Annotated in this window: 14 protein-coding genes; 10 read left to right on the plus strand and 4 right to left on the minus strand. The window is 70.3% G+C overall.

Annotated features, from left to right (window positions below; all coding sequences use genetic code 11):
- Window positions 1-54: 54 nt before the first annotated feature.
- Window positions 55-3,606, plus strand: coding sequence for a peptidoglycan-binding protein (locus FHP25_RS27495; protein WP_147850188.1), 3,552 nt, complete (start codon window positions 55-57; stop codon window positions 3,604-3,606).
- A gap of 12 nt (window positions 3,607-3,618) precedes the next feature.
- Here FHP25_RS27495 and FHP25_RS40955 read toward each other — a convergent pair whose 3' ends face one another.
- Window positions 3,619-3,768, minus strand: coding sequence for a hypothetical protein (locus tag FHP25_RS40955; protein WP_178133821.1), 150 nt, complete (start codon window positions 3,766-3,768; stop codon window positions 3,619-3,621).
- 14 nt (window positions 3,769-3,782) lie between these two features.
- The gene (locus tag FHP25_RS27500) at window positions 3,783-4,457 is read right to left on the minus strand and encodes a nitroreductase family protein (protein ID WP_147850189.1); all 675 of its coding nucleotides are present in this window, start codon (window positions 4,455-4,457) and stop codon (window positions 3,783-3,785) included.
- Window positions 4,458-4,664: 207 nt separating this feature from the next.
- Between FHP25_RS27500 and FHP25_RS27505 the strand changes: the two genes are divergently transcribed.
- From FHP25_RS27505 to FHP25_RS27530, 6 genes are all read left to right on the plus strand, one after another.
- Complete coding sequence (locus tag FHP25_RS27505) at window positions 4,665-5,897, plus strand: Zn-dependent hydrolase (RefSeq protein ID WP_147850190.1); 1,233 nt, start codon at window positions 4,665-4,667, stop codon at window positions 5,895-5,897.
- 185 nt (window positions 5,898-6,082) lie between these two features.
- Entirely contained in the window at window positions 6,083-6,616 is a 534-nt protein-coding gene (locus tag FHP25_RS27510) for a MarR family winged helix-turn-helix transcriptional regulator (protein WP_147850191.1), read from the plus strand.
- A gap of 63 nt (window positions 6,617-6,679) precedes the next feature.
- Complete coding sequence (locus FHP25_RS27515) at window positions 6,680-7,702, plus strand: TRAP transporter substrate-binding protein (protein WP_218578629.1); 1,023 nt, start codon at window positions 6,680-6,682, stop codon at window positions 7,700-7,702.
- 16 nt (window positions 7,703-7,718) lie between these two features.
- On the plus strand, window positions 7,719-8,231 hold the full coding sequence (locus FHP25_RS27520; protein WP_147850193.1) for a TRAP transporter small permease: 513 nt from the start codon (window positions 7,719-7,721) through the stop codon (window positions 8,229-8,231).
- Window positions 8,232-8,318: 87 nt separating this feature from the next.
- Entirely contained in the window at window positions 8,319-9,617 is a 1,299-nt protein-coding gene (locus FHP25_RS27525; protein WP_147850194.1) for a TRAP transporter large permease, read from the plus strand.
- 87 nt (window positions 9,618-9,704) lie between these two features.
- Window positions 9,705-10,484, plus strand: a complete 780-nt coding sequence (locus FHP25_RS27530; RefSeq protein WP_147850195.1) for an enoyl-CoA hydratase/isomerase family protein — start codon at window positions 9,705-9,707, stop codon at window positions 10,482-10,484.
- A gap of 141 nt (window positions 10,485-10,625) precedes the next feature.
- Here FHP25_RS27530 and FHP25_RS27535 read toward each other — a convergent pair whose 3' ends face one another.
- Complete coding sequence (locus FHP25_RS27535) at window positions 10,626-11,627, minus strand: Bug family tripartite tricarboxylate transporter substrate binding protein (protein WP_178133822.1); 1,002 nt, start codon at window positions 11,625-11,627, stop codon at window positions 10,626-10,628.
- Window positions 11,628-11,678: 51 nt separating this feature from the next.
- Window positions 11,679-12,341: a MarR family winged helix-turn-helix transcriptional regulator gene (locus tag FHP25_RS27540; protein ID WP_218578630.1), complete on the minus strand. Its 663-nt coding sequence runs from the start codon at window positions 12,339-12,341 to the stop codon at window positions 11,679-11,681.
- Here FHP25_RS27540 and FHP25_RS27545 point away from each other — a divergent pair.
- The 3 genes from FHP25_RS27545 to FHP25_RS27555 all read left to right on the plus strand — a co-directional run bounded on the left by FHP25_RS27545 (window position 12,291) and on the right by FHP25_RS27555 (window position 14,653).
- Window positions 12,291-12,746 (plus strand): MaoC family dehydratase, encoded by a 456-nt coding sequence (locus FHP25_RS27545; protein ID WP_147850197.1) that lies wholly within the window; start codon window positions 12,291-12,293, stop codon window positions 12,744-12,746. The two genes, FHP25_RS27540 and FHP25_RS27545, sit on opposite strands and share 51 nt — an antisense overlap.
- Window positions 12,743-13,639 (plus strand): HpcH/HpaI aldolase/citrate lyase family protein, encoded by an 897-nt coding sequence (locus FHP25_RS27550; RefSeq protein WP_147850198.1) that lies wholly within the window; start codon window positions 12,743-12,745, stop codon window positions 13,637-13,639. The genes FHP25_RS27545 and FHP25_RS27550 overlap by 4 nt, the downstream gene beginning before the upstream one ends.
- A gap of 81 nt (window positions 13,640-13,720) precedes the next feature.
- Window positions 13,721-14,653, plus strand: coding sequence for a BKACE family enzyme (locus tag FHP25_RS27555; protein WP_147850199.1), 933 nt, complete (start codon window positions 13,721-13,723; stop codon window positions 14,651-14,653).
- The last annotated feature ends 3 nt before the right edge of the window (window positions 14,654-14,656 follow it).

Here is a 14,656-nt window from a genome sequence, read left to right on the forward strand (position 1 = left end):
GTCCGGTTGGCGCGATCCTGCCGGGCACGGTGTTGACCGCGAGGGGCAGAGGCGATGGTGCTCAGATCGAGCGATCGGGAAAAATCCAATCCAGGCGCACGGATCACTCTCGGCCCGACACCAGCCGCCCCGGCACAACCTGCCGCGGCGCCGGGCGCCACTGGCGACGCGAAAATCGGCGGCGTCCGCCGCGGCCGCATCCTGCACCTTGGCCCACCCGAACCGCCGCCGGCGCCCGCTCGCCCAGCGCAGCTGCGCACCGGCGCGGCCGCGCCATTGACGCCGGCACGGCCCAAGCCGACCGCGCTGCGCGACAGGCCGATTGCGACACGCGAGAAGACAGCCACGCCGCCCGCCGTTCGCGCCCCGCTGCCGCCGCCGCGGCGCGCCGTCGAGCCGCGCCCGCCGGCACCGCGCACGCCCGCAGTACGCCAGCGCGGCAAGTTCGACTTGCAGACGCTCATCGCAGCGGCACGGGAAACGGACGAGCAGCGCAAAGGCCTGCGCCGCGAGATCGCGACACGCGAGCGCATGGCCCATGAGATCGAGCGCGGGCTGGACCGCCGCGCCTGGCCAGTGTTCGGCCGCCTCACGCGCCGTGCTCCTGACATGGACGAAGCCCGGCTGAACGCCCTCGTCGAGGAGATCGATTCGCTTCAGCGGCAGCTTGACGACACCGTGGTCGATGCGCTTTTCGACATCGACGCCCGGGCGCGGACATTGTTCGGCGAGTTTGCCCAGCGCTTCAATACGCTGCACGCCGCGCATGCCAATGCCGCCACGGCGGACGGCGCGATGCGTGCCCGTTCCTTGCGCACCAGCGCCGATGCACCGGCAACCGACCCCGTCGGCCATGACCCCGGACTCGAGACGATCGTCAGCGAGATCGCACCGGTGCGTCTGCGTCACGACAACGGTGCGACTCTTTTCATCTTCCCGTGGTTCGTGGCGATCACCGCGCGCCGGGGCACCCTGGCGCTGCATGACGTGCGCGACGTGTTCATGTCGGCGCGCGCCGCGCGTGCGCCGGCGGGCGGTGTGCTGGCCACGAAAGACGGCGAGCTGCTGGTCACCCTGCCGACGGGTTTCGATGAAGCCTACCGGTTCAGCGATCGTGCAGCCTGTGAAGCGGTCGCCGATACGTTCACCCGCTTCGTGGATACCCTGCCGGCGCCGCTGCCACCCGTCGTGATCGCACCGGCACCACCACCCGCGAGCCCCGCTTCCGTCGAGGCGCCGGCGAAGATGATCGACCGGCCGCCGAGCCCGGCGGCAGCAGAGGCGACAGCCCGACCGCCAGTCGAGCCAACGGCGCCAGCCCATCCGCCTGCGGCTGTGGCGCAACCTGCGCCCCAGCAGATTGCGCCGGCAAGCGATCCGCCGCCGCTCAAGGTTCTACCGCTGTCGCAGGTGGTGGCCACCCCAGCGACCGTACCACCGGCGACGCCCCCTGTGCCGGCGCAGCAAGAACCGCCAGCCGCCCCCACCCCGCAGGCAATCGATGCGCCGCGATCGCAGGAAGTGACGTCCGCACCGTCGCGACTCGAGCCGCCTGTCGCGAAGGCAACGCCGGTGGGCGAAGCCCCACCGCCCCCGGCGGCGCCGCAGCATGAGCCTCCGAAGGCAGCGCCACAGGCTGCGCCGCCGCCTCCGCCAGTGGCACCCTTGCCGCCGAGGCCCGAGCCCGTCGCAAGGACGGCTCCGGCCGCCCCGCCGGTACTGCAGCCCACGATGCCGCGCATCGAGCCCTCGATCGCGACGACTGCGGCGGCGGCCGAAGCCGCACCGCCGGCGCCATCACCCGCATCGGCGCGGCAAGAGCCGCCGGCCCTGAAGGCAGCGCCACAGGCTGCGCCGCCGCCTCCACCAGTGGCACCCTTGCCGCCGAGGCCCGAGCCCGTCGCAAGGACGGCTCCAACCGCCCCGCCGGCATCGCAGCCCACGACGCCGCGCATCGAGCCCTCGATCGCGACGACTGCAGCGGCGGCCGAAGCCGCACCGCCGGCGCCATCACCCGCATCGGCGCGGCAAGAGCCGCCGGCCCTGAAGGCAGCGCCACAGGCTGCGCCGCCTCCTCCGCCAGTGGCACCCGTGCCGCCGAGGCCCGAGCCCGCCGCAAGGACGGCTCCAGCCGCCCCGCCGGTATCGCAGCCCACGACGACGCGCATCGAGCCTTCGATCGCACAGGCTGCACCGGCGACCGACGCCGCCCCGCCGGCGCCACCACCCGCATCGGCGCGGCAAGAGCCGCCGGCCCTGAAGACAGCGCCACAGGCTGCGCCGCCTCCGCCAGTGGCACCCTTGCCGCCGAAGCCCGAGCCCGCAGCAAGGACGGCTCCAGCCGCCCCGCCGGCATCGCGGCCTACGATGCCGCGGATCGAGCCTTCGATCGCACAGGCTGCACCGGCGACCGACGCCGCCCCGCCGGCGCCGCCCACACCGGCACGGCAAGAGCCTGCGGCGCCGGCGGCACCGGCTCTGGCAACCATTGCCGATATCGTGGCCCGGCTGTCGGCCCATCGCGGCGGCGCGCCGCTGATCCGCTTCGAGTCGACCTATGACGGCAGCGCCGCGCACTGGTCCGAGCCGCTGTCGCGGCTGCATGTGCCGGCATGGCCACCATTGGGATCGCGCCGCGCGCCGGCCGATGACGAGATGACGGCGCATTGGTCCGAGCCGGTCGCGCTGTCGAAGGTCCCTGTCTGGTCTGCCACGCCCCCGGCCCGGGAAGCGGCACCACCACCGCTCGCCACCACGCCGGCGCGCCAGGCCGACACGATGCGCCGCCCCGCCGACGCGGCTGCGCCGGCCCAGGAGTGGGGCCGCCCGCTCATTCCGAGCGCCGAGGCGCCGGAACCGCTAGCATCGCCGCCGCGTCCGGCCCGGCCGCCGGCCGCCAGCCGGGCCATGGCGACCGCCGCGGCATGGTTCTTTGCCCGCATGCGCACGGGGACACGAGCCGGCCTGCGCATGGCCGGCGCAGGTGCTGGCGCGGCTGCCGTCGCCCTCGCCCACGGCACGCGACGCACCGGCCGATGGCTGAAGGCGAGCGGCGTGCACACCGCAACAGCGGCCCGCTCCACGCAATCAGAGCTCTCGCGGCGCCTGTCGGTGCTGTCCAGAAGCGCGCAGCCGCAAGGTCTGCAGGCCTGGCACTGGGTCGTGGCCGTAACGGCAGCCGTAGCCATCGCGGTTGCAGCCACCTCGCCAAGCCTGTGGCCGGAACCGCCGCAGCCGCGGACCACGATGTCGGTGCCGACCGCTGCGCCCATCCCCGCGCCGCCGGCACCTCCGGTATCGGCGCCACCGCCGCCGCCGCCGCAGGCCGCGGCCGCGCCACCGCCGAAGGCCGACGTCCCGCCCGCGCCGCAGCCGCCGCCGCGTGCCCTGACGTACCAGGAGGTGGTGCAGCTTCAGGCCCGGCTGCGGGCGCTGGGCTACAACGTGGGGCCGGCCGACGGCGTGGTCGGCCCGCGCACTGTCGCGGCAGCGCGCGAATTCCAGTCGGCGCAGGGGCTGCCGGTCACCGGCACCGTCGATTCCAAGCTGTTCGACGACGTCTCGGCCGCCCAGGCCGCGACCCTGCGGCGCTCCGGCACGATGTAGCCGCGGCGCCGTCTATTTCACGTTGTGCCGGATCCAGCGCAGCAGGAACGAGTTCGCGACCAGCACCAGCACGCCGGGAATGGCGCCGTAGACGTAGTAGACCGCGATCGCGCTCGACAGCATCGCCACGCCGACGATCACGATGAAGGTGTTCTTGCTCATGGCAGATGCACCGCTCACAGGAACGTCGCGACGGCCGGCAGCGGCTTCTTCTGCAGGGCGTGCGTCGGCACCACCGCATCCGCCGCCGGATAGCCCGCGACCACGATCATGATCGCCTTCTCGTTCTTCGGACGGCCCAGGGTCTCGCCCAGGAAGCCCATCGGATTGGGTGTATGGGTGAGCGTCGCCAACCCGGCATGGTGCAGGCAGGCCAGCAGGAAGCCGGCAGCGATGCCGGTCGATTCGGGCACGTAGTAGTTCTTGCGCCGCCGGCCATCGGGCCAACGGCCCCACTGCTCGGCGAAGATCACGATCAGCCACGGCGCGACCTGCAGGAAGGGCTTCTCCCAGTCGGTGCCCAGCGGCTTGAGCGCCTCCAGCCACTCCGGCGCGGCGCGGCCGGCATAGAAGGCCTTCTCCTCGGTCTCCGCCGCCGCCCGGATCCGGCGCTTGATCTCCAGGTCCGCGACGGCCACGAAATGCCAGGGCTGATGGTTGGCGCCGCTGGGCGCGTGGCGCGCGGCGTCGATCGCGGCCTCGATGATGTCGCGCGGCACCGGCCGGTCAGCGAAGTCGCGCACGGTGCGCCGCCGGATCAGGTCATCGGCGAAGGACCGCGCCCGCCGGCACATCTCCGCCGGCGGATGCTCGTGGAACGACAGCGGCACATGGGGGAAATCGCGTTTCATGCGGCTGCTTATTGCCCGCGGCCATCCCCCTCGGCAAGGCGAAGATCACGCGCCGGTCGGGCCGCGCCGCTCCCGCGGCGCATCTTCAGCTTCCCATTGCAGAGAAGAGAAGAGCGCCGCTGGAGCGGCGCGGCCCGGCCAACGGTGGTGCTCCGGCGGCAGGAACCGATCGCCTTCGCCGTGAACATGCTCTAGCGTCCTCGTCCCATGACCACCACGCCTGTGATCGACGGCATCCATCTGCATGCCCGCTTGGCCGCGCTGGCCCGCGTCGGCGCCATCGACGGCGGCGGCTGCGCCCGCCTGGCGCTCACCGACGCCGACAAGGACGGCCGCGACCTGGTCGTCGGCTGGATGCGCGCGCAGGGCCTGGCGGTGACGGTGGACGCCATCGGCAACGTGTTCGCCGTCCGCGCCGGACGCGAGGATGGGCCGCCTGTCATGACCGGCTCGCATATCGACACGGTGCGCACCGGCGGCCGCTTCGACGGCAACTACGGCGTGCTGGCGGGCCTCGAGGTGTGCCGCGCGTTCGATGCCGCCGGCCTCGTGACCCGGCACCCGCTTTGCGTTGCGTTCTTCACCAACGAGGAAGGCGCGCGCTTCCAGCCCGACATGATGGGCAGCCTGGTGCATGCCGGCGGCCTGAGCCTGCAGGAAGCCTATGCCGCGACCGACACGTCCGGCCTGCGCCTGGGCGACGAGCTGGAGCGTATCGGCTATCGCGGCAGGGCGGCGCCCGGCACCATCCGGCCGCGCGCCTTCGTGGAGCTGCATATCGAGCAGGGCCCGGTGCTGGAGGAAGCCGGCCGCACCATCGGCGCCGTCACCGGCGTGCAGGGCATCTCCTGGCACGAGTTCGTCGTGTCGGGCACCGCTGCCCATGCCGGCACGACGCCGATGCGCCTGCGCCACGACGCCGGCTACGTCGCCGCCGCCGCGGCCACCTATGTGCGTCAGCTCACGCATGACATGGGCGGCGCGCAGGTCGGGACCGTGGGTGTCAGCGAGCTGCGGCCCAACCTCATCAACGTCATCGCCAACCATGCGCGCTTCACCGTCGACCTGCGCAACACCGACGAGGCGCTGCTGCGGCAGGCCGAGCAGCGCACCTTCGCGGCGATCGACAGCGTCGCCCAGGCCGAGGGTGCCGCCGTCGAACGCCGGCGGCTGGCGCGCTTCGAGCCGGTGGTGTTCGACGCCGCGATGGTGGCGCATGTCGAGCGCGTCGCACGGGCGCATGGCCACGATCCGATGCGCCTGCCTTCGGGCGCCGGGCACGACGCGCAGATGATGGCGCGGCTGTGTCCCACGGCCATGATCTTCGTGCCCAGCGTGACGGGCCTCAGCCACAACGTCGCCGAGTACACGGCGCCGGCCGACCTCGAGGCCGGCGCCGCCGTGCTGCTGGACGTGCTGCTCGAGCTGGCGCAAGCCTGATCACTGTCATCCCGAGCGCAGCGAGAGATCTCCCGCGGCCCGGCGCACGGTGCGTCATTCGCAGGAGGTCCCTTGCTGCGCTCGGGATGACAGGGGCCGCTTGCGGGACAGTTGCGATTATTGTTGGACATAAAACTGTCTTTGGGCCCACTATCGGGGCCTGTCCGCTGGTCGAAGGGCAAGAGATGGCGAGAGCAAACGGCCTGCCGCGGCGCGCCGTTCCGGGCAAGTCCGTGGTCGCGGCGCCGAGCGCTGGCGCCGCGGGCGATGCCGCCACCATCGGACCGCTCGCCGACTATATCGGCTTCCATCTGCGCATGGCGCAGAACGCCTCGTTCCAGGCCTTCGCGCGGCGTGTCGGCCAGACCGAGCTGAGCCCGGGCACGTTCGCCGTCCTGACGCTGATCCGGCACAATCCCGGCATCAGCCAGACGGCGCTCAGCCGCGCCGATGGCCGCGACAAGTCGAGCCTGACGCCGGCGCTCAACGCGCTGGAGCGGCGCGGCCTGATCCTGCGCCAGCGCCTGCCGACCAATCGACGCACCTATGCGCTCAGCCTGACGCCGGCCGGCGAGCGCGTGCTGGCCGGCCTCACCCGGCATGCCGAAGCCCATGACCGCAGCCTTGACCGCATCGTGGGCGCGGCAGAGAAGCCGCGGCTGATCCGGCTGCTGCGCCGCATCGCGGCCGAGCTCAACGACGACGTGGGGGACAGCTGAGACACGCAATGGGGTGATCGACATCGGCGGATGAACTGCCGAGCGACAGATGGGAGGGAAACGATGAAGCTACGAGCCATCATGCTGGGCGCGCTGGCGGCGCTGGGCCTGGGCGGCACCGCCGCTGCGCAGGACAAGCCGATCGAGCTGCGCCTGTCGCACTGGGTGCCGCCGTCGCACCCGCTGCAGAAGGCGATGGAGGACTGGGGCGCCTCGATCGAGAAGGCCTCCGGCGGCTCGATCAAGTACAAGGTGTTCCCGGCGCAGCAGCTGGGCAAGGCCTTCGACCACTACGACATGGCCCGCGACGGCATCGCCGACGTCACCTACATCAACCCCGGCTACCAGCCCGGCCGCTTCCCCGTGATCGGCGCCGGCGAGCTGCCGTTCCTGATCGCCGACGCCAAGGGCGGCTCGCAGGCGCTCGACGCCTGGTATCGCAAATATGCCGCCGCCGAGATGAAGGACGTGAAGTTCTGCCTCGGCTTCGTGCATGACCCGGGCGCCATCCATTCGCGCACCAAGAAGGTGATGGTGCCCGGCGACATCAAGGGCATGAAGATCCGCCCGGCACATGCCACCATCGCGGCCTTCGTCACGCAGCTGGGCGGCACCAACGTGCAGGCCGGCGCGCCTGAAGTGCGCGACGTTCTGGAGAAGGGCGTCGCCGACGCCGTCACCTTCCCCTGGGGCTCGGTGCCCCTGTTCGGCATCGACAAGGTGGTGAAGTACCACATGGACGTACCGCTCTACGTCACCACCTTCGCCTGGGTGATGAACAAGTCGCGCTACGACTCGATGTCGGTGGCGCAGAAGAAGGTGATCGACGAGCATTGCACCAACGAGTGGGCGCTCAAGGTGGCGGCGCCATGGGCCGATTTCGAGGCCGCCGGCCGCGGCAAGATCAAGGCCGAGGCCGGCCACGAGGTCTACGGCGTCAGCGCCGAGCAGCTGGCCGAATGGCGCAAGGCGGCCGAGCCGCTGCACAAGAACTGGGCCGACGGCGTGCGCAAGGTGCGGCTCGACCCCGACGCCGTGTTCAAGGAGCTGCAGGAGAGCCTGACCAAATACAAGGCGGCCTACTGAGCGACAAGGCGTTGCCATGACCCGCGGTCCGGTCGACCGTTTCATCGACGCGATCGAGATGACGGCGGCGGTGTTCCTTGCCGTCGTCACCGCGATCACCTTCGTATCGGTGATACTGCGCTACATCTTCGCCTGGCAGATTCCCGACAGCTACGATTTCGGCAGCCTGCTGCTGGGCATCCTGATCTTCTGGGGCATCGCCGGGGCGAGCTACCGCGGCGAGCACATCACTGTCGACCTGCTGTGGAGCGTGGCGCCGCCGGCGCTGAAGCGCGCCATGGACGTGTTCGCCGACCTGCTGACGCTTGCCTGCCTGGGCGCCTTCACCTGGATGATGGCAGTCAAGGTGCTGAGCACGCTGAACGACAACGTGCAGACCTTCGACCTGCGCCTGCCGGTCTGGATATTCTACTTCGTCGCCTGGATCGGGCTGGCGGCAGCCATCCTGCTCCTGGCGGTGCGGACAGTCCGGCTGCTGCTGCGCCCTGACAGGGCGGTGCGCCACGCGAACCCGCAGCCGCTGGAGTAGGACTGGGCGCATGCTGCCATCGAGCCGACGCGCACCAGCCTTCTTCTTCCCATCAACGCATTGTGGCGCGCCCGGGAGATGCAGGCCATGAGCCCCGACGGTGTCGCCGTCATCGGCTTCGTGGCGCTGTTCGCGCTGATGCTGCTGCGCGTGCCGGTCGGCATCGCCATGGGTTTCGTGGGCCTGGTCGGGTTCGGCTATCTCGCCGGCCCCGGGCCGGCGATGAACCTGCTGGCGCAGTCGCCGATCCGCACCGCCACGTCCGGCGAGTTCGCCGTCATTCCGATGTTCCTGCTGATGGGAGCGCTGGCATCCACCTCGGGCATGAGCCGCGAGCTGTTCCGCGCCGCCAACAGCTTCCTCGGCCATTTCAAGGGCGGCCTGGGCATCGCCACCATCGCCGCCTGCGGCGGCTTCGCGGCGATCTGCGGCTCCTCGGTGGCGACTGCCGCCACCTTCTCGTCGGTGGCGTATCCCGAGATGCGCCGCTACGGCTACCCGCAGAGCTTCGCCACCGGCGTCGTCGCCGCCGGCGGCACGCTGGGGATCATGATCCCGCCCTCCACGGTGCTGGCCGTGTATGGCCTGATCACCGAACAGGATATCGGCAAGCTGTTCGTGGCCGGCATCATTCCCGGGCTCGTGGCGGTGACGATGTACATCATCACCATCAACATCATCGGCGCCGCGCGGCCGGCCTTCCTGCCCGCCGGGCCACGCAGCTCCTGGTCCGAGCGCGCCGCCGCGCTGCGCGACATCTGGGCCGTGACCCTGCTGTTCCTTTTCATCATCGGCGGCCTCTACGGCGGGTTGTTCACGGCGACGGAGGCGGCCGGGGCCGGCGCCGGCGGCGCCTTCATCATCGCCCTGCTGCGTGGCCGGCTGACGCGCGCCGGCTTCTGGCAGTCCTGCGTCGAGACGGTGCGCACCACGGCCGCGGTCTTCACCATCCTGATCGGCGCCCTGCTGTTCGGCTACTTCCTGACCATCACCCAGACACCGCAGAAGGTGACGTCCTTCCTGACCGGCCTCGGGCTGGGCCGCTACGGCGTGCTGATCCTGATCATGGTGATGTATCTCGTGCTGGGCTGCATCATGGATGCGATGGCCATGATCATCCTCACCATCCCGATCATCTTCCCCGTGATCAAGGCGCTGGGCTTCGACCCGATCTGGTTCGGCGTCATCATCGTCATGACCGTCGAGCTCGGCCTGATCCACCCGCCTGTCGGCATGAACGTGTTCGTCATCAAGAGCGTGGTGAAGGACGTCAAGATCTCCACGATCTTCTACGGCGTGCTGCCGTTCGTGATCACCGATATCCTGCGCCTGGCGATCCTCATCGCGCTGCCGGTGCTGGCCACGTTCCTGCCCTCGCACATGTGAGGCCTTGCGCCTGATGGTCCCGTCCGTCATGCAAGCGCGAAGGTGTCATCCCTTGCTGCGCCTGGGACCAGACGACGGAGGTTCGACGTGAGCGATGAGCTTCTCTACGATGTGCGCGACGGCATCGGCCGCATCACGCTGAATCGGCCGCAGGCGCGCAACGCGCTGACCTTCGCCATGTACGAACGGCTGGCGGCGATCTGCGGCGAGGTCGAGGGCAACGGCGCGGTGAAGGCGCTGGTGCTGACCGGCGCCGGCGACAAGGCGTTCGCCGCCGGCACCGATATCGGGCAGTTCCGTGACTTCAAGACGGCCGAGGACGGGCTTGCCTACGAGGCGCGCATGGACCGCGTCATCGACACGCTGGAGCGCTGCCGCGTGCCCACGATCGCGGCCGTATCGGGTGCCTGCACGGGCGGCGGCGCCGCCATCGCGGCCGCCTGCGATCTGCGCATCGCGGCTGCCAATGCCCGCTTCGGCTTTCCCATCGCACGCACGCTGGGCAATTGCCTGTCGATGGCGAACTACGCGCGGCTGGCGGCATTGATCGGTATCGCGCGCACCAAGGAGATCATCTTCACGGCCCGGCTCGTCGAGGCACCCGAAGCCCAGGCCATCGGCCTGGTCGGCGAGGTGCTGCCCGATCATGCCGCGCTGATGGCGCGCGCCGATGCGCTGGCCCGGACCCTCGCCGGCCACGCGCCGCTCACCTTGCGCGCCACCAAGGAGGCGTTGCGCCGCATCGCCGCGCGGATGTCGCCGGGCGAAGGCGATGACCTCGTCGCGATGTGCTACACCAGCGCCGATTTCCGCGAAGGCATGGCGGCTTTCCTCGAGAAGCGTCCGCCGCGGTGGACCGGGCGGTAAAAATTTTTTCCTCCCCAGCGAAGCTGGGGAGGTGCCCCGCAGGGGCGGAGGGGAGCCAACGTGGTTTCGGTAACCAGGACCACGTCGGATCCCCCTCCGCCCCTGCGGGGCACCTCCCCCAACTGCGTTGGGGGAGATGGTTTACTCCACCACGGCGCCGGAGGCGCGCACCACCGGCTGCCACTTCGCCACCTCGGCGCGGATGAAGGCGTCGTAGGCCTCGGGCCCCAGCGGCGCCGGCTCGGCCCCGACGTCGCGGACGCGCTTGATGATCTCGGGGTCGCCCAGCGCCGCGACGATCTCCGCGCTCATGCGCTCGATGATGGGCCGCGACGTGCCGGTCGCCGCCGACAGGCCGTACCAGGACGAGACGTCGAAATCCCGCACGCCGGCCTCCTGCAGGGTCGGGACCTCGGGCAGGTCCGGCAGGCGCCTGGCGACGCTGACCGCCAGCAGCTTGAGCGTGCCCTGCCGCGCGTGCTGGGCATAGACCGGCAGGTTGTCGAGGCAGAACAGCACCTCGCCGGCCAGCAGGGCGGCAAGGTTGGCGGCCGTGCCGCGATAGGGCACGTGCGTCACCGAAAGCCCGGTGCGCTGGGCGAAGAGCAGGCCCGAGAGATGCGCCGACGTGCCGGCGCCGGCCGAGCCGAAATACGCCTTGTCGGGGTTGGCCCGCATATACGCGATCAGCTCGGCCACCGAGCCGATGCCGCGGTCGGCCCGCACCGCCAGCACGTTGGACAGCGTCGATATCCGTGCCACGCCGGGCAGGTCGGTCGCCGGGTCGAACGGCACGCGCTTGTACAGCGACACGCCGATGCCGTTGGTGGCCAGGTTGCTGACGAAGAACGTGTGGCCATCGGGCGCGGCACGTGCCGCGGCCTCCGCCGCCACCATGCCGCCGGCGCCGGGCTTGTTGTCGATCCACAGCTGCTGGCCCAGCTTCTCGCGCAGCCGGCTCTCCAGGATACGCACGAAGATGTCGCTGCCGCCACCGGGCGCGCCGCCCGACAGCACGCGGATCGGCTTGCTCGGCCATGCCGGCTGGGCCCACGCCGGCACGCCGGCCAGCAACGCCGCCGCCGGCGCCGCCCCCGCTGCCCTCAGGACCGCCCGCCTGCCGATATCAGGACCCGGCATCATCTCCTCCCTTCCAGAATAGTATTGTACCATACTAAATCTGGGAGAACCGTGTCACGCGCTGGTATCGTCGTCCTGCATGTCGACGAGCTCGGTCCGGATCAGCGACAGCAGGCGAATGAGCGTGTCGCGATCGGCCTCGCCGAGATGCTTGAGGATACGGGCATTGAAGGCACGCTCCAGGTCCTGCATCTTGGCGAGAAGGCGATGCGACTTGCGGGTCATGAACACGCGCTTGGCGCGGCCGTCGACAGGATCGGGCCGCCGCTCGACCAGCCCGGCCGCATCGAGCCGGTCGATGACGGCGCCCAGGCTGGCCTTGCCGACGTCCAGGATGTCGGCAAGCTGGATCTGCATCATCCCGTCCTGGCGCGAAAGATGCGCGATCACCCACCACTGCGCGCGGGTCACGCCCAGCGGGCGCATCAGCCGGTCGAAGGCGCTGCGCCGCATCCGCGACACGTCGTGGACGAGGAAGCCCAGACGCAGGTCCCGCTGGCGGAGGGCGGCATCGAGGTCGGTGGTGCGTTTCGCGGCGGTGTCGGCGCTCATGCCGGATTGATCGCCATGCATGGCACGACCGTCAAGGATGTCGTACTTGCCCCTGGCATAGTCGTAGGCAACCATACTAGATGACGCCACTGCCGTTGAAGGAGGAACGCCGTCATGCCGGGCTTGTATTATGAACAGTTTCACGTCGGCCAGATCTTCAAGCATGCCATCCGCCGCACGATCACCGAATCGGACAACGTGTGGTTCAGCGCGCTGACGCACAACCCCGCCTACCTGCACATCGACGAGGAGTATTGCCGCACCCAGAGCGAGTTCGGCCAGCGCATCGTCAACAGCGGCTTCACGCTGGGCCTGATGGTGGGCATCACGGTCGGCGACACCACGCTGGGCACGACCATCGCCAATCTCGGCTGGGACGAGGTGCGCTTCCCCAAGCCGCTGTTCCACGGCGACACGATCCGGGTCGAAACGGAGGTGCTGGAGATGCGCGCGAGCAAATCGCGGCCGAACCAGGGCATCGTGATCTTCGCGCACCGGGCCTACAATCAGAAGGACGAGCTGGTGGCCCACTGCAAGCGCTCCGGCCTCATGATGAAGGCCCCGACGTGACCACGGCCCCGATCCGCTCCTTCCTGTTCGTTCCCGGCGACAGCGAGCGCAAGCTGGCCAAGGGCCTGCAGTCCGGCGCCGACGCCCTGATCCTCGACCTCGAGGACTCGGTGGCGCCGGCGCGCAAGCCGCTGGCGCGCGACGCCGTGGCCAGCTTCCTGGCGCAGCCGCGCGCCGCCCGCCGGCCGCTTCTGTGGGTGCGCATCAATCCGCTCACGACGCCGCACGGCCTGCCGGACGTCGCCGCCGTGGTGGCCGGCGGCCTGGACGGCATTATGATCCCGAAAGCCGACGGGCCGGCGGTGGTGCAGCGCCTGTCGCACTACCTCGACGCGCTCGAGGCGCGCGCCGGCATCGCGGCCGGGACGGTCCGCATCCTGCCCGTCGCCACCGAGACGGCCCGCGCCCCCTTCGCGCTGGGCGCCTATGCCGACGCCGGCCTGGAGCGGCTGTTCGGCCTGACCTGGGGGGCGGAGGACCTTGCCGCGGCGCTGGGCGCCAGCACCAACCTCGACGCGTCGGGCGCTTGGGCGCTGACATACCGGCTGTCGCGGTCGCTGTGCCTGCTGGCCGCCAAGGCTGCCGGCGTGCAGCCGATCGAGACGCTGCATGTCGACTTCCGCGACACCGAGGGCCTGCGCGCCAGCTCGATCGCGGCCCGGCACGAGGGCTTCACGGGCCGCATCGCGATCCATCCCGACCAGGTCGCCGCCATCAACGAGAGCTTCAAGCCCAGCCCCGAGGATGTGGCCTTCGCCGAGCGGGTCCTGGCCGCCTTTGCCGCTGCGCCGGGCGCCGGCACGATCGGGCTGGACGGCAAGATGCTGGACATCCCGCACCTGACCCAGGCGCAGCACGTGCTTGCGCTGCACCGTTTCTACAAGGACGCTTGAGGGCATGGCCGCGGTGCCACGGCCACATGGTTGCGCAAGCGCCCATGACGCCGTGGCCGACGGCCGCAGGAGGAAACCGACATGAGACGCTCCAAGAAGGTCATCATCACCTGCGCCGTGACGGGCTCGATCCACACGCCCAGCATGTCGCCCTATCTGCCGGTCACGCCCGACGAGATCGCGCGCGACGCGGTGGCGGCAGCCGAGGCCGGCGCGTCGATGCTGCACCTGCATGCGCGCGATCCCGAGACCGGCAAGCCGGACCAGAACCCGGCGCTGTTCGCGCAGTTCCTGCCGCGCATCAAGCAGCAGTCCGACGCCATCATCAACATCACCACCGGTGGCGGGCTGGGCATGTCGCTGGACGAGCGCCTGGCGGCGGCGAAATGGGCCAGGCCCGAGGTCGCGTCCATGAACATGGGCTCGTTGAACTTCAACATCTCGGGCGCCGGCGGGCGCGTGGAGGCATTCAAGCACGCCTGGGAGAAGCCTTATCTGGAGATGACCAAGGACTTCATCCTCTCCAACACCTTCGCGCAGATCGAGCGCGGGCTGAAGGAGCTCGGCGATCTCGGCACCCGGTTCGAGTTCGAGTGCTATGACGTCGGCCACCTCTACAACTTGGCGCATTTCGCCGACCGCGGCCTGGCGCGGCCGCCCTTCTTCCTGCAGTGCATCTTCGGCATCCTCGGCGGCATCGGCGCCGATCCGGAGAACCTGCTGCACATGCGCACCATCGCCGACCGGCTGTTCGGCAACGACTACTACCTCTCGGTGCTGGCCGCCGGCCGGCACCAGATGCCGTTCGTGACCATGAGCGCGATCCTGGGCGGCAACGTCCGCGTCGGCCTGGAGGACAGCCTCTACGCCGGCCGCGGCAAGCTCGCGACCTCCAACGCCGAGCAGGTGGCCAAGATCCGTCGCATCATCGAGGAGCTGTCGCTGGAGATCGCCAGCCCCACCGAGGCGCGCGAGATCCTGCAGACCAAGGGCCCCCACGACGTCGGCTTCTGAGCC

The sequence above is a fragment of the Vineibacter terrae genome, from assembly GCF_008039615.1.
GTDB lineage: Bacteria > Pseudomonadota > Alphaproteobacteria > Reyranellales > Reyranellaceae > Vineibacter > Vineibacter terrae.

Coding starts and splice junctions, on each gene's coding strand:
- FHP25_RS27495 (WP_147850188.1), top strand. CDS start 55: ATGGTGCTCAGATCGAGCGATCGGGAAAAATCCAATCCAGGCGCACGG.
- FHP25_RS40955 (WP_178133821.1), bottom strand. CDS start 3,768: ATGAGCAAGAACACCTTCATCGTGATCGTCGGCGTGGCGATGCTGTCG.
- FHP25_RS27500 (WP_147850189.1), bottom strand. CDS start 4,457: ATGAAACGCGATTTCCCCCATGTGCCGCTGTCGTTCCACGAGCATCCG.
- FHP25_RS27505 (WP_147850190.1), top strand. CDS start 4,665: ATGACCACCACGCCTGTGATCGACGGCATCCATCTGCATGCCCGCTTG.
- FHP25_RS27510 (WP_147850191.1), top strand. CDS start 6,083: ATGGCGAGAGCAAACGGCCTGCCGCGGCGCGCCGTTCCGGGCAAGTCC.
- FHP25_RS27515 (WP_218578629.1), top strand. CDS start 6,680: ATGAAGCTACGAGCCATCATGCTGGGCGCGCTGGCGGCGCTGGGCCTG.
- FHP25_RS27520 (WP_147850193.1), top strand. CDS start 7,719: ATGACCCGCGGTCCGGTCGACCGTTTCATCGACGCGATCGAGATGACG.
- FHP25_RS27525 (WP_147850194.1), top strand. CDS start 8,319: ATGAGCCCCGACGGTGTCGCCGTCATCGGCTTCGTGGCGCTGTTCGCG.
- FHP25_RS27535 (WP_178133822.1), bottom strand. CDS start 11,627: ATGATGCCGGGTCCTGATATCGGCAGGCGGGCGGTCCTGAGGGCAGCG.
- FHP25_RS27545 (WP_147850197.1), top strand. CDS start 12,291: ATGCCGGGCTTGTATTATGAACAGTTTCACGTCGGCCAGATCTTCAAG.
- FHP25_RS27540 (WP_218578630.1), bottom strand. CDS start 12,341: ATGCTTGAAGATCTGGCCGACGTGAAACTGTTCATAATACAAGCCCGG.
- FHP25_RS27555 (WP_147850199.1), top strand. CDS start 13,721: ATGAGACGCTCCAAGAAGGTCATCATCACCTGCGCCGTGACGGGCTCG.